Here is a 15,922-nt window from a genome sequence, read left to right as displayed (position 1 = left end):
CATATTGAGGTGTGGCTATGGGAACTTTGCATCGGTCGCTTTCGGGTGAAGCGGCTTTATCAAGGCACTTGTGAGAGATGTTGGTTATCTGCCATCCATTGCCTGGCGCAACTGACGGTAGGCATCCACCAGTTGGTCCAGCGTAAAGGCGAGGTTTCTGCCACTGGGATTAGGCAGTACCCACACCGCAGCATCCCCCAACGTCCTGGATTGAAGTCCCCACGCGACCTCCCGCTGGCCCGACAACGCGCAATAACCCGCCTTACCCAGAAACGCCACATAGCGCGGGGCGTTGCGGCGGATCTTGTGTTCAAACCCTTCGGCCGCCGCCTTGAACTCATCCAGCGATAACTGATCCGCCCGCGCCGTTGGCCGCTCTACCACCGTGGTCAGCCCGCAGCCGTACTGCAAGATCGTCCGATCCTCCTCGGGGGGCACTTGATGCGGGGTAAACCCGGCCAGGTGCAGGGTGCGCCAGAAGCGGTTGCCGCGCCCGGCGAAGTGATGGCCCTGGGCAGCGGCGAGCATGCCGGGGTTGATCCCACAAAAGACCACCGCCAGCCGATCAGCCAGAATGTCTTCCAGACCTTCACTCATCCGAGCCTCCAGGCGTCAGGTTACCTATCAGCCACTGGCTGAAGCTGCGCGCCAATGGGTCGTTTTCGCTGTCACGGTGGGTCAGCAAGGCCCAGTTGGGGCCGCGAATGGTCGCCTCGACCAAAGGTTGCAGCAGGCCATTGTCCCGCGCGTGCTGGCTCAGCAATTGGCTGACCAGCGCGATGCCCAGGCCGCCGCAGGCCGCGTCCAGCAACAGGCCGGGATCGGAAAAATTCAGGCCCTGGTCCTGCTGGCCGACATCGATCCCGGCCTCCACCGCCCAATGGCTCCAGTCCATTTCCCGCTCGCCATGCAGGGTCGTGCGCTGTTCGCGGGGCAGGGTCAGTACGCTGGGATGGGCGGCGGGATACAGGCAGTCGGCATGCAGCACTTTGAAGCTGCATTCGGCCTGGGCGCTGATGTCATCGCGCACGGCAAGGTCGATGGTCTGGGTGGCCATGTCCGGCACTTCATCGGTGCTGAACAGCCATAAGTCCACGTCCGGATGGCGCCGGCGAAAATCCCCCAGGCGCGGCAGTAACCAGTGGCGGGCAAAGGCGGGCGTGGTGTTGAGCACCAGTTGATTGGCCTTGCGGTACTGCCCCAGTCGACGCACGCCCACCGACAGTTGCTGCAACAGGGCCTGGGTGGTGCTGAGGAAATCATGGCCGGCATCGGTCAGGGCGACGCTGCGCCCATTGCGAAAGAACAACGGCTGTTCCAGGTACGCTTCCAGGCTGCGGATCTGCTGGCTGATGGCCGATTGGGTCAGGTGCAGTTCGTTGGCAGCCTTATGAAAACTGCCCAGCCGCGCGGCTGCTTCAAAGCCACGCAGTGCCCCCAGGGGCGGCCAGTGCTTAAGCATGCTGATAAGTTTTTCTAATCATTTTCCAGCAAAATCCATCGTTTGTTTGGCGGTTTGGCCAAACGTAGCATGGATCCCCATAGCGTGTACGCCGTTTTTGGTGAACACAAAGGCTTAACTCAGAAGGGGGTTTTCATGCTGCATAACGAGATGCCACACAGCGGCTGGTGGATGCCGGCGGAATGGGCCCGGCATGCCGCGACCTGGATGGTCTGGCCCCATAACCAGGCGCTCTGGGAATCCGGGTGGCGCGTGACCCTGGCCCAGGTGCAGGAGGATTTTGCCCGGGTCGCCAATGCCATTGCACGCTTCGAGCCGGTGAAACTGGTGGTTGACCCGTCTGCACTCGACAGTGCCCAAGCCCTGTGCGGCCCCAACATTGAACTGATCGCGCTGGCGGTCAACGACAGTTGGTGCCGCGACTCCGGCCCCAGTTTCATTGGCCACTCGCAACTGGGCCTGGCCGGTGTCAGCTGGCGTTTCAACGCGTGGGGCGGCAAGTCGGCCCATGACCTGGATGAGGGCCTGGCCCGGCGTACCCTTAACCATTTGGGCCTGCCTTGTTTCGGCACGCCGTTGAGCAATGAAGGCGGGGCAATTCATGTGGACGGTGAGGGCACGCTGATCACCACCGAATCGGTGTTGCTCAACCCCAACCGCAACCCGGGCATGAGTAAAGCCGAGATGGAGGCGATCTTTGCGCGCTGGCTGGGGGTGACAAAAACCATCTGGTTGCCGGGGGATCCGCAGTCTGTCACCGGGGACATGACCGATGGCCATGTCGATGGCGTATGTGCCTTTGCCCGACCTGGCGTGTTGCTGGTCGACGCCACCCATGATCAGGGCTCGGTGTACGCCGAGGTGGCCAGGGAAAACCGCCGCGCCCTGGAGTTGGCCACCGATGCCCAGGGCCGCCGGTTCGAGTTGATCGAGCTCTATGAAGCCAGCGAGGCAGTGGATGCCGACGCCGAGGTGTTTTGCGCGTCCTACACCAACTTCTACATTGCCAACGGCGCGATCATCATGCCGGCCTATGGCATCGCGGCGGATCAAGTGGCGGCTGATGTGCTGGCCCAGGCATTCCCAGGTCGTGTGGTGGTGCCGGTGCGCATCAATCACCTGGCCCATGGCGGCGGCGGTGTGCATTGCATCACCCAGCAACAGCCGGCCTGGCCGGTACAGGGGTGATGCCATGACTCTGTTGAGCATCGCCACTACCCAGATGCCCTGCACCTGGGACTTGCAGCACAACCTTGAGCAAGCCGAGCGATTGGTGCGTGAAGCGGCGGCCCAGGGCGCCCAGGTTATCCTGCTGCAAGAACTGTTCGCCACGCCGTATTTCTGCATCGAACAACAACACAAACACTTGGCTCTGGCCGAGGAGTACCGCCACAGTAGGGTGCTCAAGCGCTTCGCCGCGCTGGCCAGGGAACTGGGAGTAGTGCTGCCGTTGAGCTGGTTCGAAAAGGCCGGCAATGCCTACTTCAATTCATTGAGCGTGGCCGATGCCGACGGGCAGTTGCTGGGGGTGTATCGCAAGACCCATATCCCCAATGCCATCGGCTATCAGGAGAAGGAATATTTCAGCCCCGGCGACACCGGCTTCAAGGTCTGGGACACCGCGTTCGGCCGCCTCGGCGTGGGCATCTGCTGGGACCAGTGGTTCCCCGAGACCGCACGTTGCCTGGCGTTGCTGGGGGCTGAGGTGTTGCTGTTTCCCACCGCCATCGGTTCCGAGCCCGGTTGTGCCAGCCTGGATTCCCGTGACCATTGGCAGATGGCCATGCGCGGGCATGCTGCCGCGAATCTGCTGCCGGTGGTGGCGGCCAATCGTGTCGGCCGGGAAGTGGCGACCACCGATGCGAGCTTGCAGATGGACTTCTACGGTTCGTCGTTTATCTGCAATCACAAAGGCGCGCTGCTGGCCGAGGCCGACCGTGACAGCACCGGCGTGCTGGTTCAGCAGCTGGACTTGGCGGCCATGGCCGAAGAGCGCCTGACCTGGGGCATCTACCGAGACCGCCGCCCGGACATGTATGGCGGCTTGCTGACCCAGGACGGTCGCCACCTGCACCCACGCTGGCAGACCCAAGGGGTATGACATGAAGCTGATCCACTGCACCCTGGCCCTGAGCATCGTCATCCCGACGGTACAGGCCGACGAAAAGATCCTGCGCCTGTACAACTGGGCCGACTATTTTGCCGAAGACACCCTGGCCCGCTTCACTGCCGAAACCGGGATCCAGGTGATCTACGACGTGATGGAGGGCAGCGAGACCCTGGAGGCCAAGTTGATGGCCGGTGGCAGTGGCTACGACCTGATCTTCCCCGGCGACACCGTGGGCGAGCGCCTGATGCGTGCCGGCAGTCTGCAACCGCTGGATCCGGCAAAACTTGAGGCGCTGGATGATATCGAGCCGGGCCTGCAACAGCTGCGCAGTCATTATCGAGCCTCCAATCAGGCTACCGTGCCCTACACCTGGGGCACGATTGGCCTGACCTATAACGCGGAGCAGATCCTACAGCGCATGCCGAATGCGCCGGTCAACAGCCTGGACCTGTTGTTCAAGCCTGAATTGGCCCGCCAATTTGCCGACTGCGGTATCTCGCTGATCGACTCGCCGGATGAAGTGCTGGCCGTCGTGCTCATCTACCTGGGGCGCGAGCCGCGCAGTGCCAAGCCCGAGGACCTGGCGGCGGCCAGCGAACTGTTGCTCAAGCTGCGGCCCTCTATCCGCAAGTTCCAGTCGCAGCCGGTGAGCGACCTGGTCAATGGCAACCTGTGCCTGTCCCTGGGCTACAGCGGCGACATGACCCAGGCGCAACGGGCGGCCGATGCGGCGGGTAAAAAAGCCCAGTTCCAGTACCACATTCCCCGCGAGGGCACGACGGTGTGGATGGACACCATGGCCATTCCTGTGGATGCGCGGCATCCGGAATACGCCTACGCGTTCATCAACTTTGTCATGCGCCCGGAGAACATGGCGGCCATCAGTAATTTCACCGGTTACCCCACGGCCAATGCCAAGGCCCGCGCCAGCGTTGAGCCGGCCATGCGCAACAACCCGCAGATTTACCCGGATGACGCCACTTTCAAGCGGCTGGTGGCCGGGCAGGACATTCCCCAGGCCGACATGCGTGCACGCATGCGGGTTTGGACTAAATTCAAGACAGCCATCGGTCAATGATGGTTCACACAGAGGTACACATGAGCACACGTCGCCAATTCATCAAACAGGCCGCGGTGGTGGCCAGCCTGGGCGCCGTCGCGTCCATGGGCTTGCCTGTGCAGGCGGCGCTCCAGGGCCGCTGGTTCATGCCCGATGAGGGCGAGAAACACCAGCGCGCCTTTATCGCTTTTGGCGCCCAGGAGGCGATTCACGAAGACTTCACTCCCGCTGTGCAGGACGCCCTGGGCCGTATCGCCCGGGCCATTGCCGAGTACGAGCCAGTCACGGTGTTCTGCCGCGAAGAGGAGCGCGAGCTGGCCGAGGAAAAATGCGGCACCCGCAATATCACTTTCGTCCACGCCGAACTGGATGACATCTGGATGCGTGACACCAGCGCCAACTTTGTCGTGGATGACCAGGGCCAGTTGGGCGCGGTGGACTTCAACTTCAACGGCTGGGGCAACAAGCAGCAGCACGCCGACGATGCCGAACTGGCGGCTCACGTTGCCGAACTGGCAGGCGCAACCTATATCCGCAGCGAACTGGTGGGCGAGGGCGGTGCCATCGAAGTGGACGGTCATGGCACCGGGATCATGACTGAAAGCAGCTGGATCAATACCAACCGCAACCCTGGCTGGAGCAAGGCCGATGTGGAGGCCGAACTGAAAGCCCGGCTGGGCTTGCGCAAGATCATCTGGTTGCCGGGCATCAAGGGCAAGGACATTACCGACGCCCATGTCGACTTTTACGCACGCTTTGTCACGCCGGGCGTGGTCATCGCCAACCTGGACACCGACCCTGAGTCCTACGATCACAAAGTCACCTTGGCCCACTTGGACATTCTCAAGCAGGCCACCGATGCCGATGGCCGGCCATTGCAAGTACACACCGTGTCGCCGCCGCTCAACCCACGCAGCAACCGCTTTAGTCGTGACAACCCGGATTATGCGGCGGGTTACATCAACTATTTCGTGATCAATGGCGCAGTGATTGCGCCAGAGTTTGGCGACAAGGTCGCCGACCGCAAGGCCTTCGACCTGCTGTCCAGGCTCTACCCGGGGCGCAAGGTGGTGCAGCTCAATATCGATGCCATCGCCGCAGGCGGCGGTGGCATTCACTGCGTGACCAGCCACCAGCCTTGGGTTTAGCCCGTTGCCCCGGCAAGGCGCCCGAGGCGCAACCAGCCAATCAACACGGCGGCGATCAGCAAGAAGCCCAGGTAGCCAAACAGCGGATACACCTGGCCGACCAGGCTGATAAAACCGATCAGGCTGCCGGCAAAGGCCAGCACCGCGAAGGCGGCCGAACCGATACGGAATGTGCGGGTGCCGGGTGGCAGCAGGCGGGCCGAGAAAGAGTACAAGGTGCCGACGGCGGTGTTGAGGATCATCAGGAAGATAATCACCGCCATCAGCAGCCCGAGGGCTGGAGAGACTTCGCTGGCGATGGACAGCATTGGCATCGGCAGATCCGCCACGCTGTCCAGGCGCGACAACAGTCCCAGGCTCATGACCAGCATCAGCAGGCCCAGGATGGCGCCGCCGAGAATTCCGCCCCAGATCGCCTGTTTTTCGCTTTTCGCCGCGCCGCCCATGATCGCCAGGATCGGTACGCCGGCCACGATGTTGTAGGACACGTACAGCAATGCACCGAGCAGCCAATGGCTGGCACCGGCACTCTGGCGGCTGGCCAGTTGATCCAGCTCTGCGAAGCCCTGGCCACGGGTGGCAACGCCGTAGAGCGCTACACCGACGGCTGTGAGGATCAAAAACGGCGTGACCGAGCCGATCAGGCCGATGACCTTGTGCACGTCCAGGCACACGATAACGATCACCACCAGGGTGACCGCCACGCTGCCCAGTGTGGCCGGGATGCCGAACTGCTGTTCCAGCAATGCCCCGCCGCCCGCCAGCATGACCACGGTGACCGCAAACATGAAAAAGGTGATCATCAAGTCGACCAACACCCCCAGGTGGCGCCCGCACAGTGCATACACCACATCTTTATGGGAGGTGGCGCGCAGGCGGCTTCCCATGCCCGCCAGCGCCATGCCGAGGAAGGTGAACAGTACGGCGCTGAGCACCGCACCGAGTAATCCCCACACGCCGAAATCGACGAACATCAGCAACAGTTCCCGGCCCGAGGCGAACCCCGCACCGACGATCACACCGACAAATGCACCGGCAATCTTCAGACTTTCTTTCATGACGACTTCCCTTGAATTGTTGTTGTTAAGGGGCGTGCGAGCTTGCTTGTGAAACACCTCAACGAAACGCGTTGCCTTGAGGCTTTTCGCCAGGTATCAGCGGGTTGGCGGGCCGACCCAGGCCTGGACTTCGATTTCTATATCGACCCCCAGCGCCAGTTGCGCCCCGACGGTGGAGCGCACCGGGAAACCTTGTTTGAAGTAGCGCGCATACACCTCGTTGAAACCGGCGAAGTGCTGCATGTCCGACAGCCACACCGTAGCCTTTACCACTTGGTCAAACCCCACGCCGCATTCGGCCAGGGTTTCGCCGATGCGGCTCATGACGGCTTCGGTTTGCAGCTGGATATCGCCGCGTACCACTTCACCTTTCGGGTCCATGGGCACTTGCCCGGAGAGGTACAACAGATCGCCCACCCGAATGGCTTTGGAAAACGGGTAGGGCAGGTGGCTGGGATAACGCTGGAGACTTTCTGGCATGACAGGGAACCTCGGCAGAGTGAATGATCAGCGCAAGCGGGCGGGAGCCAGGCGCTGGGGTTCGACGCCCTGGCGCCGCAGCGCCTCAGGCAAGGGTTGATCGAGCAATAGGGCATAGGCCAGTTGCGAGACCCCGGCCGCCGACTGAATGCCATAACCGCCTTGGGCGGCGAGCCAGAAGAAGCCTTCACAGCGCTCGTCCCAGCCCACCACCAGATCGCCATCGGCCACGAACGAGCGCAGGCCGGCCCAGCTGTGGCGTGGCCGGCGAATGCTCAGGGAGGTGGCGGCTTCGATGTGGTAAATCCCGGTGGCGATGTCCAGCTCTTCGGGCATCACGTCTTGTGGCGGGACCGGGTCGGCGTTGGCCGGTGAGCCCAGCAGTTGGCCGGCGTCGGGCTTGAAGTAAAAGCTTTCATCGATGCCGATAACGGCGGGCCAGCGTGAAAAGTCCAGGCCTTCGGGACCGTCGAAGGTAAAGGCGGTACGGCGGCATGGTTGCAGGCCGATCGGTGCTACGCCGCATTGTTGCGCCACCTGATCGGCCCAGGCGCCAGCGGCGTTGACCAGGTTGCGAGCTCGCAATTGTCGGCCGTCGGCCAGTGTCAGCAGCCAATGCCGGCCCTGGCGGATGGCGGTGCTCAACTGCGCGTCACACTGCAAGACACCCCCAGCACGACGCATGGCCCGCAGGAAACCCTGGTGCAGCGCATGCACATCAAGGTCGCGGGCCTCGGTTTCAAGCATGGCGCCGGCGATGATTTCCGGACGCAGGCAAGGCACCAATGCCAGCGCCTGTTCGCAATCCATCAACGAGACATTGGCCGTGTTTGCCTGATGGCCGTCGAAGGTTTTTTGCAGTAACGACTGCTGCTCGTGACTGGCCACATACAGGCAGCCGCGTGGCTCCAGCAGCGCGTGCTCGGTAAAGCCTGCCGGTGGCTGCTCGTAGAAGGCCCGGCTGGCGCGGGTCAGCGCTTGAGTCTGCGCAGTGCCGTAGGTTTCCATGAACATGGCGGCAGACCGGCCGGTAGCGTGATACCCCGGCTGGCTCTCACGTTCGAGCACCACCACACTGGCTTCGCCGGCCAGGCGATAGGCCAGTGACGCGCCCGCAATACCGCCGCCGATGATGGCGAAATCGAAACAATCACTGTCCTGCATGCCGACGTCCCTTGTGTGTGCGAATGAAGTTTTTCTCGTTTTTGATAATTCTCACATAAGAGAAATGTAGGATATGAGAATTTTCCAGTCAAGCCTTCGTCGTGGGTTAATATTCCGGCCCTAGTCCCCGCACCGTTTTTTGTACGACAGAGAGACCGCATGAGTTCCGATCAGACAGCGCCCGCTTCGTGTTCCCCGGACCATCCGCTGATAGATCGCAGCCAGGTCGGCGCGCGTTTGCGGGGGATCCGCAAAGACCAGAAGCTGACGCTCAAGCAGTTGTCCGAGCGTTCGGGCGTGGCGCTGTCGACCCTGTCGAAGATGGAGTTGGCGCAGGTCTCGGTGAGCTACGAAAAGCTGGCGGCGGCGGCGCGTGCGCTGGGTGTGGATATTGCGCAGTTATTCAGCCCGGTGAAGGCGCTGGCGAACCTGCTCCAGCCCACAGTGGTCAGCACCGCCATTGATAGCGCGGCGGGCTACAGCACGGGCAATTACGATTACCACCCGATGGCAGGGGACTTCCCCGGGCGGCGCATGACGCCGATGTACGCGCGCATCTTCGCCCGTGAACTGACCCAGTTTGACGACTACATCCGCCATCCCGGCCAGGAGTTTGCGGTGGTGCTGTCCGGACGGGTGCGGATTCAATTCGAAACGGGCGAGTCCATCAGCATTGGCTGCCGCGAAACCGCTTATTTCAACAGCGGCATCGGTCATATCTACCTGGCGGAAAGCGAGGCGGACGCTGAAGTGATGGTGGTGATGACGGATTACTGAGGCGCGCTGGCGCCACTGCTCATCAAGTATTCCACTTGGCCGCTGTGTTCATCGACCTGTTCATGGGTGACTACAAACCCTTGCGACAGGTAGAACTGGCAGCTGGCGGTGTTGTTTTTATACACCGCCAGGGTCAGCACGGGGCGCTGCTTCCTGGCGTGAGCCATCAAGCGTTTACCGATGCCCTGGCCCTGGCAGTCGGGGGCGACAAACAGCGCGGCCATCTGGTTATCGAGCAGCGAGTAGAAACCCACGACCCTTGAGTCGCGCTCCATGACGTAGGTTTCTGAGGCCGGGATATACAGGTTGCGCATGTTCTCGACCTGCGATTGCCAGAAGGCGGGGTCGATAAAGTCGTGGGCGATGAGCGAGGCATCCAGCCAGATTTGCAGGACGCAGTCGAGGTCTTTGGGTTCCAGGAGTCGGATCATTTTTCCAGTCTTGCAGGGGGTTGTTCGACACTCAGGCCGGCCGCTTTCCAGTCGTCAAACCCGGCGCGCAGCCGGCGCGCGGGTAAGCCATGGGCGTGCAAGGTGTTGATGGCATCGGTGGACAGTACGCAATAAGGCCCGCGGCAGTAGGCGACCACGTGCTTGCCTTTGGGCAGCTCGGCCAAACGCTGTTGCAGGGCCTGCGCCGGGATGTTGAGCGCACCGGGCAAGTGCCCTGAAGCGAACTCATCTTCGGGGCGCACATCCAGCAGCACCACGCTCTGGCTTTGCATCTGCATCAGCAGCTCCTCGATGGAGATGCCCTCCAGGCGCTCACGTCGCGAAAGACTGTCGAGGGCGACCTCGCGTATCTCGGCATGCTGGAACGCCAGGAAACCCCGCAATGCTTCCAGCAAAGGTGTCACCGGCCCGGCCCCCAGGCTGTACAGCACACGTTTGCCATCGCGACGCGTCTGCACGATGCCCGCGCGCTTGAGTTGCTGCAAATGCTGCGAGGCATTGGCGACAGACACGCCGGACAGTTGCGCCAGTTGTTCGACAGAGCGTTCTTCCTGGGCAATGTGCTCCAGCAGTGCCAGACGATGGGCATGGCCCAGGGTCCGGGCGATGTCTGCCAGGGCGGTGAAGTGATCGGCGGGGAATAGGGGGCTTGACGGTTTCATGGCAAAGATCCTAGCATCGGCCAAACATTCAATCAATTAATTGAATGTTTGTCTGGGTGACGCCTAAGCCTCTCTGCTGCGTTCACCGTCCACGATCAGAAGGAAGCGCGGCATGCTTGAGTTTGTTGGGTATTCGGTGGTTATCGGGGCCGGTGCGACCCTGGTCATGGATCTTTGGGCATTGTTGCTCAAGCGTTGCCTTGGCGTGCCGTCCCTGGATTTTTCCATGGTCGGTCGCTGGGTCGGCCACCTGCCGCGTGGGCGCTGGATGCATGCCGGTATCGCCCAATCACCAGCGGTGTCGGGGGAGGGATTGTTGGGTTGGGTCACCCATTACCTGATCGGGGTGTTCTTTGCGGCGTTGCTGCTGTTGATGGTGGGGCTTGAATGGGCGCGACAGCCGACGTTGCTGCCGGCCCTGGCCTTTGGTGTGCTGTCAGTGGTCGCGCCGTTCTTCGTCTTGCAACCGGCGATGGGCGCCGGCATCGCGGCGTCCAGAACCCCCAGGCCTAATACTGCGCGGTTGCGCAGCACGCTGGCCCATGGGGTGTTTGGGGTGGGTCTGTACCTGGCCGCCTGGGCGCTGGTCCTGCTTACAGGGTCTGCACGATGATCTGGCTCTTGAGGTCGTTGACCATGCTTTCAATCACCGGCTTCATCGCCTTGAAGTCCTCGGGGCTGCATACCGTATTGGCATGGGCGAACTTGAAATGGCGGGTGATCAGCACCGTATTGCCTTCCTTGGCGTAGGTCGCCTGGTAGTCAAAGCCGGCCTGTTGCAGGGACTGCGGCTTGGGCACGGCGAGGACGCTGACTTCCTTGGGAAACTCGAAGCGGGCCTGCTCCTGGGTTTCTCCCGAGAGGCAACCGAAGCCTTGGGTGCGGTCTTTTTCGGAGGCAAAGGCAAACACGTTCTGCGCAATGCCGCCGACCAGGCTGCTGAGTGCTGGTACACCGGTTGGGCCTGGCAGGTTGACCAGGTTGTCGGTGCGCCCTTCAAGGGTGTTCTTGAACGGGTTGACTTCATCTTGCAGCGAGTCGCTTTTGAACGTGCCCTGGCCCGTTTGCCCGTACCAGCCGAGGACGTTACGGATCATCGAGTCGCGGTCAGCCGGCTTCATGGCATTGAGCAGGTAGCGATTGAATTCCGAGCCCCAGCCTTCCACGGTGGTGGCATGCACAAAGTCCGCCGCACCGTTGCTGTCGACCTTGAACAGCAGGTCGTTGCTGACCTTGCCGGTTTGCGCGGCCGGGGTCTTGGCCAGTTCGCCGGATTGCGTCAACAGCACTGGCTTGCCCAGCACGGGGATTGGCAGGTAACCGGCGGCGATGGCCGTGGCGGTCGAGTCCAGGTACAGATCCAGGGCCGGCACGTAGGTGATCGCATGGTTGAGCACGCCCAGGGTAGGCACTTTGGCCAGGGTGTAGCTGTTACCCAGGTTGACCAGCACCGGCGAGCTTTCAATTGCCACTGCGCGCAGCATGGCTTCAAGCAGGGCCACGTGGTCCTTGCAGTCGCCATAACGGTTATCCAGCACGGCCTGGGCTGGATGCGGCACCACACCGCCCGCGCCGACATACACCGCCACATAACGAATGTTCTTGCGCACCCAGTCGCTCAGGGCCAGGGCCTTGCTGTGCGGGGTGGTCAGGTTGGCCGTGAGTTGCTTGGCCAGGGCGGTAATGGCCGGCGTGACCTCTACCTGGGCCCTGGCTTCATAGGCCTGGGCAAAGTCCTTGTAGCTGGCGAAGGTCGAGACCGCGAGGAACTGGCCGTAATCGACATAGGACACGGCGCCGGTTTCAATACGCGCCTTTGCCTGCGGTACGTAGTCCCAACGGTACACCTTGCGCCCGGCGGCGGCGGCCGGTGTGCTTGCCTTGAAGCCCCGGGCGTCGACAAACAGCGGCTTGTCGGCCGGCAAGTCGTAGCTCAGGCTCAACTGTTCGGTGTCGTAGAAGTCCGGCACGAAGAAGTCTTCGAACTGCTGGGGGAACAGCGCCGTGGTGCGCTGGCGCTGGTAACGCAGGACCAGCCGGTCACCGACCGCCACCTGCGGGAAAATCACCACCTTGACCCGTGAGTCCTGGAACATCGGCGCCTCGGAAGAGGCCGTCTCCTGCTGTTCCTTGATCTGCTCGGCGCCCACCTTCACCTGGCGGCCATCGGCCTTCTGGGTGAAGGCTTCAAGCACTTCGAGGGTTTCCAGGGAGCGGTTGTAGCTCAGCGAACGTTGCGCATTATTCTTGATCGCCCGCTCTTCATTGATCCGTGTCACCAGTTCAATGGTCTGGACGAAACTGCCATCGGCATTGATCACGTAGGATTGTTGATTTTTTTCGAAGGTGGCCGAGTGGTCGGTTTCATCGGTGGCGGCCTGGACCGTCAGTGAACAGGCCGCCAAAAGCAGTACGCCCAGCAGGCGCAGAGGGGGCAGGTAAGAGCCTTGCATAGAGATCCTTCTGACTAATGCGACGCTTACCGGGTGAGGGCATCGCGATAAACGAAATGTTTAATGCGACGCATTATTATATAGAGGTTCAAAAAATGCAGGCTTTTTAATGGCCCCTGCGCACATCCCCCAACGAATCACGCTGCATCGACTGCAGGTTTTTCTCGATGGTTTCGCAGATGGCTTCGGTCTGGATCTGGTGCTCGCTGGAGCGAAACGGGCTTTGCAGGTCGGTGCCGATGCGTTCGATGGCCAGCAGCATAAACCCCACCACCGTCGAGGCCAGCGGGGTGAACCAGCCCAGGGACTCCACCAGCCCCACCGGCACGATCAGGCAGAACAGCGAAATAAACAGCCGTGGAAAATACACATACGGGTAGGGCAGTGGTGTATTGGCGATGCGCTCCATGCCGCCCTGGCTGTTGGACAACTCGACCAGGGTGGATTCGAGCCGCGCCAGGCGAATGCTGTCCAGGCGCCCGGCCTTGTACTCCCGGGCCAGCAGGGCGGCAGAGCCGGTGAGGATGTCGTTGGCAAAGTTGTTGGTGGCACCGTTGCGCGCGAACTCATCCATGGGAATAAACGCCCGCACTTCCTCCGGGCACGGCTCACCCCGCAGGTGTGCGGCCAGGCAATTCACATAGGCCACGTGGCGGCGCAGCAGGGTCGACTTGATCGGGTTGACCTCGCTGTCGGGGTCATCGAGCAACGTCAGTACCTGCCGCGCAAAACTGCGCGAATTGTTGACCATCGAGCCCCACAGCGTGCGCGCTTCCCACCAGCGGTTGTAGGCGCTGGTGTTACGAAAACTGATCAGCACCACCAGCGCCGAACCGAGCAGCGTCAGGGGCATCAGCGGCAGGTTGATCTTGGCGTTGAGGAACAGCATGAAGTCTACGGTGACCGCAATGTCCCAGAGCAGCAGCCAGAACAATGCCCAGCCTACATACCCCATGGTCTTGATAATCAGCCGGTACTTTTTGACGATGGCAGCTTTCAAACACAAACCTCCGAGCGGGCGAAAAGCATCAGTGCCCTAGCTCGGACGGTGTTTGCGCAAGAAAGGTTCGTCGTTTTTCAGGCTTCGTGCAGGGAAATGCGCGAGGTTTCCGGCAGGGCCAGGCCACCGGCCAGTGCGAGCAAGGCCACGGCAATCAGGTAAAACGCCGGTGACAGGTTGCTGCCGGTGGTGCTGATCAGCCACGTTGCCACCAGTGGCGCAGTGCCGCCGAAGATCGTGTAGGCCATGTTGTAGGTGATCGCCGAGGCGGTGTAGCGCGTGCGGGTCGGAAAGGTTTCCGAGAGCAGGGCGGCCGTGACCACGCCACACAACACCGCCCCCACCGCCAGCAGCATCACGCCGACGATGGACGCGGCGAACGAGCCGGAACTGGCCATCAGGAACGACGGATACACCACCACCATCAACAGCCCGCAGGCGGTCATTACCGTGACGCGCCGCCCGACGCGGTCGGAATACCAGCCGGCTGCCGGGCATATCGCCGCGGCGAAGATCAGCGCAATCAGCGACACCAGCAGCGCTGTCGCCCGGCTCAGGCCACCGGCCACTTGCAGGTACGTGGCAAAGTAGGTGGTGAACATATAAAACGACAGCGCCGTCAGCGACACAAAGGCGCCCAGGCAGCAGATCGCTGCGCCATGGTTGCGCAGGGTTTCCTTGAGCGGCGAGTGGGCCACGGCATGTTCTTGCTTTACCGCTTGGAACGCCGGGGTTTCATCCAGCCGCCAGCGCAGGTACAGGCCCACCAGGCCCAGCGGCGCGGCGATCAGGAACGGCAGGCGCCAGCCCCAACTGCCCATGGCCTCGGCCGACAGCGAGGCTTCCAGCGCATAGGCCACCACCGCTGCCGAGGCGAAGGCGGCAAAGGTCGACACCGGGATAAAGCTGCCGTACCACGCCCGTTTATCACTGGGTGCGTGCTCCATCAGGTAGGCACAGGCCCCGGCGTATTCACCGCCGGCGGAAAAGCCCTGGGCGCAGCGGATCAGCGACAGCAGGATCGGCGCCGTGACCCCAATCGCGGCATAGGTGGGCAGCAGGCCGATCAAGGTCGTCGCCCCGGCCATGAGCAAAATCGTCATCGCCAGGGTGCGCTTGCGGCCAATGCGATCGCCGAGCATGCCGAAGAAAATCCCGCCCAGGGGCCGAAAGGCAAAGGCCACGGCAAACACCGCGAATGTCTTGAGCAGCGCCACGCTGGCATCACCGCTGGGGAAAAACTGTTGGGCGATGGTGGTGGCGAGAAAGCCATACACGGCGAAGTCGAACCACTCGACAAAGTTGCCGATACCGGCGGCGACAATGACTTTTCTCAGGGTTTGCGGCGGGACCTGTTCGGTAGATGAGCGCGTCATGGCGGGGCCTCGGCATTTCGTCAGTAAGCCCTCGATTATCGGGAAAGCGCCTGGGGCGGCTTACTTCAAAAGTGTCATCGGCATAGTCAGCACCGACCTACGGCCCATGGATTGCACTGTAGGAGCCGGCAAGCCGGCTCCTACAGGGTGGGTTGCGCCCGGCTGGCACGTTCGAGGATCCTCGGCCCCGGTCCTTCCTGGCTCAAGGTATCGCCGGGGTTGCGCAACGGGCAGTCGCTAAGCGACAGGCAGCCGCAACCAATGCAGTTGTCCAGGCTGTCGCGCAAGGCTTCCAGGGTTCTGATGCGTTCGTTGAGGTTGTCGCGCCAGGCGGAGGACATTTCCCCCCATTGTGCGGCGGTCAGTTTGCTGTTCGGTGGATAGCGGCTCATGGCGCGCTTGATTTCTTCCAGGGGGATCCCGGTACGTTGCGCCACCTTGATGATCGCAATGCTGCGCAGCACCAGCGACGGGAAGCGCCGTTGGTTGCCGGCGTTGCGCGTGCTGGCGATCAAACCCTTGGCCTCATAGAAGTGCAGGGTGGAGATCGGTACGCCGCTGCGTCTGGCAACCTCGCCGATGGTGAGCGAGCGCACACCGTCCGGGTTCTTTTCTGCTGCCATGGGGGTTATCCTCAGGTTAAGTTGAGGTTTTATAGTCCCGCCCGTTCTTTGCTGCAACCGCTTTCTTTGCCTACCACTCAGGAGGGCCTGCAACTGA

The 15,922-nt window shown here is 61.9% G+C and carries 17 protein-coding genes; 6 read left to right on the top strand and 11 right to left on the bottom strand.

Going from position 1 to position 15,922, the window contains the following annotated elements; genetic code table 11:
- Positions 1 to 84: 84 nt before the first annotated feature.
- Positions 85 to 597 carry a G/U mismatch-specific DNA glycosylase gene (gene mug, locus FJD34_RS21305; protein ID WP_090290730.1) on the bottom strand — a complete coding sequence of 171 codons (513 nt, stop codon included), beginning with the start codon at positions 595 to 597 and terminating at the stop codon, positions 85 to 87.
- Positions 590 to 1,462 (bottom strand): LysR substrate-binding domain-containing protein, encoded by an 873-nt coding sequence (locus FJD34_RS21300; protein ID WP_090290731.1) that lies wholly within the window; start codon positions 1,460 to 1,462, stop codon positions 590 to 592. Before FJD34_RS21300 ends, mug begins: the two co-directional genes overlap by 8 nt.
- A gap of 135 nt (positions 1,463 to 1,597) precedes the next feature.
- Here FJD34_RS21300 and FJD34_RS21295 point away from each other — a divergent pair, with 135 nt between their 5' ends.
- The 4 genes from FJD34_RS21295 to FJD34_RS21280 are packed head-to-tail and all read left to right on the top strand — an operon-like array spanning position 1,598 to position 5,780.
- Positions 1,598 to 2,650 carry an agmatine deiminase family protein gene (locus FJD34_RS21295; RefSeq protein WP_032859365.1) on the top strand — a complete coding sequence of 351 codons (1,053 nt, stop codon included), beginning with the start codon at positions 1,598 to 1,600 and terminating at the stop codon, positions 2,648 to 2,650.
- A gap of 4 nt (positions 2,651 to 2,654) precedes the next feature.
- A complete protein-coding gene (aguB, locus tag FJD34_RS21290) occupies positions 2,655 to 3,563 on the top strand; it encodes an N-carbamoylputrescine amidase (protein WP_090290732.1) in 909 nt (302 codons plus the stop codon).
- Position 3,564: 1 nt separating this feature from the next.
- Positions 3,565 to 4,650, top strand: a complete 1,086-nt coding sequence (locus FJD34_RS21285) for an extracellular solute-binding protein (protein WP_032859367.1) — start codon at positions 3,565 to 3,567, stop codon at positions 4,648 to 4,650.
- Between the two features lie 20 nt (positions 4,651 to 4,670).
- On the top strand, positions 4,671 to 5,780 hold the full coding sequence (locus FJD34_RS21280; protein ID WP_032859369.1) for an agmatine deiminase family protein: 1,110 nt from the start codon (positions 4,671 to 4,673) through the stop codon (positions 5,778 to 5,780).
- Here the strand turns inward: FJD34_RS21280 and FJD34_RS21275 are convergent.
- The 3 genes from FJD34_RS21275 to FJD34_RS21265 all read right to left on the bottom strand — a co-directional run bounded on the left by FJD34_RS21275 (position 5,777) and on the right by FJD34_RS21265 (position 8,482).
- A complete protein-coding gene (locus FJD34_RS21275; protein ID WP_032859371.1) occupies positions 5,777 to 6,838 on the bottom strand; it encodes a YkvI family membrane protein in 1,062 nt (353 codons plus the stop codon). The two genes, FJD34_RS21280 and FJD34_RS21275, sit on opposite strands and share 4 nt — an antisense overlap.
- A 96-nt stretch (positions 6,839 to 6,934) precedes the next feature.
- The gene (locus FJD34_RS21270) at positions 6,935 to 7,318 is read right to left on the bottom strand and encodes a RidA family protein (RefSeq protein WP_032859372.1); all 384 of its coding nucleotides are present in this window, start codon (positions 7,316 to 7,318) and stop codon (positions 6,935 to 6,937) included.
- Positions 7,319 to 7,345: 27 nt separating this feature from the next.
- A complete protein-coding gene (locus FJD34_RS21265) occupies positions 7,346 to 8,482 on the bottom strand; it encodes an NAD(P)/FAD-dependent oxidoreductase (protein ID WP_090290733.1) in 1,137 nt (378 codons plus the stop codon).
- 159 nt (positions 8,483 to 8,641) lie between these two features.
- Here FJD34_RS21265 and FJD34_RS21260 point away from each other — a divergent pair, with 159 nt between their 5' ends.
- The gene (locus FJD34_RS21260) at positions 8,642 to 9,259 is read left to right on the top strand and encodes a helix-turn-helix domain-containing protein (protein WP_050593322.1); all 618 of its coding nucleotides are present in this window, start codon (positions 8,642 to 8,644) and stop codon (positions 9,257 to 9,259) included.
- Here the strand turns inward: FJD34_RS21260 and FJD34_RS21255 are convergent.
- Together FJD34_RS21255 and FJD34_RS21250 are read right to left on the bottom strand one after the other, a co-directional pair.
- The gene (locus FJD34_RS21255) at positions 9,253 to 9,690 is read right to left on the bottom strand and encodes an N-acetyltransferase (protein WP_032859375.1); all 438 of its coding nucleotides are present in this window, start codon (positions 9,688 to 9,690) and stop codon (positions 9,253 to 9,255) included. The genes FJD34_RS21260 and FJD34_RS21255 overlap by 7 nt on opposite strands.
- On the bottom strand, positions 9,687 to 10,373 hold the full coding sequence (locus tag FJD34_RS21250; RefSeq protein ID WP_090290734.1) for an ArsR/SmtB family transcription factor: 687 nt from the start codon (positions 10,371 to 10,373) through the stop codon (positions 9,687 to 9,689). Before FJD34_RS21250 ends, FJD34_RS21255 begins: the two co-directional genes overlap by 4 nt.
- A gap of 112 nt (positions 10,374 to 10,485) precedes the next feature.
- Between FJD34_RS21250 and FJD34_RS21245 the strand changes: the two genes are divergently transcribed.
- The gene (locus FJD34_RS21245) at positions 10,486 to 10,986 is read left to right on the top strand and encodes a DUF2938 domain-containing protein (RefSeq protein ID WP_065942527.1); all 501 of its coding nucleotides are present in this window, start codon (positions 10,486 to 10,488) and stop codon (positions 10,984 to 10,986) included.
- Here the strand turns inward: FJD34_RS21245 and FJD34_RS21240 are convergent.
- The 4 genes from FJD34_RS21240 to soxR form a co-directional block, all read right to left on the bottom strand.
- Entirely contained in the window at positions 10,967 to 12,826 is a 1,860-nt protein-coding gene (locus FJD34_RS21240; RefSeq protein WP_032859381.1) for a DUF3857 domain-containing transglutaminase family protein, read from the bottom strand. The two genes, FJD34_RS21245 and FJD34_RS21240, sit on opposite strands and share 20 nt — an antisense overlap.
- A gap of 106 nt (positions 12,827 to 12,932) precedes the next feature.
- On the bottom strand, positions 12,933 to 13,826 hold the full coding sequence (locus tag FJD34_RS21235) for a bestrophin family protein (RefSeq protein ID WP_032859382.1): 894 nt from the start codon (positions 13,824 to 13,826) through the stop codon (positions 12,933 to 12,935).
- A 77-nt stretch (positions 13,827 to 13,903) separates the two neighbouring features.
- Entirely contained in the window at positions 13,904 to 15,202 is a 1,299-nt protein-coding gene (locus FJD34_RS21230) for an MFS transporter (protein WP_090290735.1), read from the bottom strand.
- 140 nt (positions 15,203 to 15,342) lie between these two features.
- Complete coding sequence (gene soxR, locus FJD34_RS21225; protein WP_090290736.1) at positions 15,343 to 15,825, bottom strand: redox-sensitive transcriptional activator SoxR; 483 nt, start codon at positions 15,823 to 15,825, stop codon at positions 15,343 to 15,345.
- Between the last annotated feature and the right edge of the window lie 97 nt (positions 15,826 to 15,922).

It is taken from the genome of Pseudomonas brenneri (assembly GCF_007858285.1).
Taxonomy (GTDB): domain Bacteria; phylum Pseudomonadota; class Gammaproteobacteria; order Pseudomonadales; family Pseudomonadaceae; genus Aquipseudomonas; species Aquipseudomonas brenneri.
Note: the sequence above shows the minus strand (reverse complement) of the source record. Positions and strands in the feature narration are given on the sequence as shown.

Bases quoted from the DNA above. Each gene is read 5' to 3' on its own strand.
- FJD34_RS21240 (WP_032859381.1), bottom strand. From the start codon at position 12,826: ATGCAAGGCTCTTACCTGCCCCCTCTGCGCCTGCTGGGCGTACTGCTT.
- FJD34_RS21245 (WP_065942527.1), top strand. From the start codon at position 10,486: ATGCTTGAGTTTGTTGGGTATTCGGTGGTTATCGGGGCCGGTGCGACC.
- FJD34_RS21295 (WP_032859365.1), top strand. From the start codon at position 1,598: ATGCTGCATAACGAGATGCCACACAGCGGCTGGTGGATGCCGGCGGAA.
- FJD34_RS21250 (WP_090290734.1), bottom strand. From the start codon at position 10,373: ATGAAACCGTCAAGCCCCCTATTCCCCGCCGATCACTTCACCGCCCTG.
- FJD34_RS21255 (WP_032859375.1), bottom strand. From the start codon at position 9,690: ATGATCCGACTCCTGGAACCCAAAGACCTCGACTGCGTCCTGCAAATC.
- FJD34_RS21260 (WP_050593322.1), top strand. From the start codon at position 8,642: ATGAGTTCCGATCAGACAGCGCCCGCTTCGTGTTCCCCGGACCATCCG.
- FJD34_RS21270 (WP_032859372.1), bottom strand. From the start codon at position 7,318: ATGCCAGAAAGTCTCCAGCGTTATCCCAGCCACCTGCCCTACCCGTTT.
- aguB (WP_090290732.1), top strand. From the start codon at position 2,655: ATGACTCTGTTGAGCATCGCCACTACCCAGATGCCCTGCACCTGGGAC.
- FJD34_RS21280 (WP_032859369.1), top strand. From the start codon at position 4,671: ATGAGCACACGTCGCCAATTCATCAAACAGGCCGCGGTGGTGGCCAGC.
- FJD34_RS21300 (WP_090290731.1), bottom strand. From the start codon at position 1,462: ATGCTTAAGCACTGGCCGCCCCTGGGGGCACTGCGTGGCTTTGAAGCA.
- mug (WP_090290730.1), bottom strand. From the start codon at position 597: ATGAGTGAAGGTCTGGAAGACATTCTGGCTGATCGGCTGGCGGTGGTC.
- FJD34_RS21275 (WP_032859371.1), bottom strand. From the start codon at position 6,838: ATGAAAGAAAGTCTGAAGATTGCCGGTGCATTTGTCGGTGTGATCGTC.
- soxR (WP_090290736.1), bottom strand. From the start codon at position 15,825: ATGGCAGCAGAAAAGAACCCGGACGGTGTGCGCTCGCTCACCATCGGC.
- FJD34_RS21285 (WP_032859367.1), top strand. From the start codon at position 3,565: ATGAAGCTGATCCACTGCACCCTGGCCCTGAGCATCGTCATCCCGACG.
- FJD34_RS21265 (WP_090290733.1), bottom strand. From the start codon at position 8,482: ATGCAGGACAGTGATTGTTTCGATTTCGCCATCATCGGCGGCGGTATT.
- FJD34_RS21230 (WP_090290735.1), bottom strand. From the start codon at position 15,202: ATGACGCGCTCATCTACCGAACAGGTCCCGCCGCAAACCCTGAGAAAA.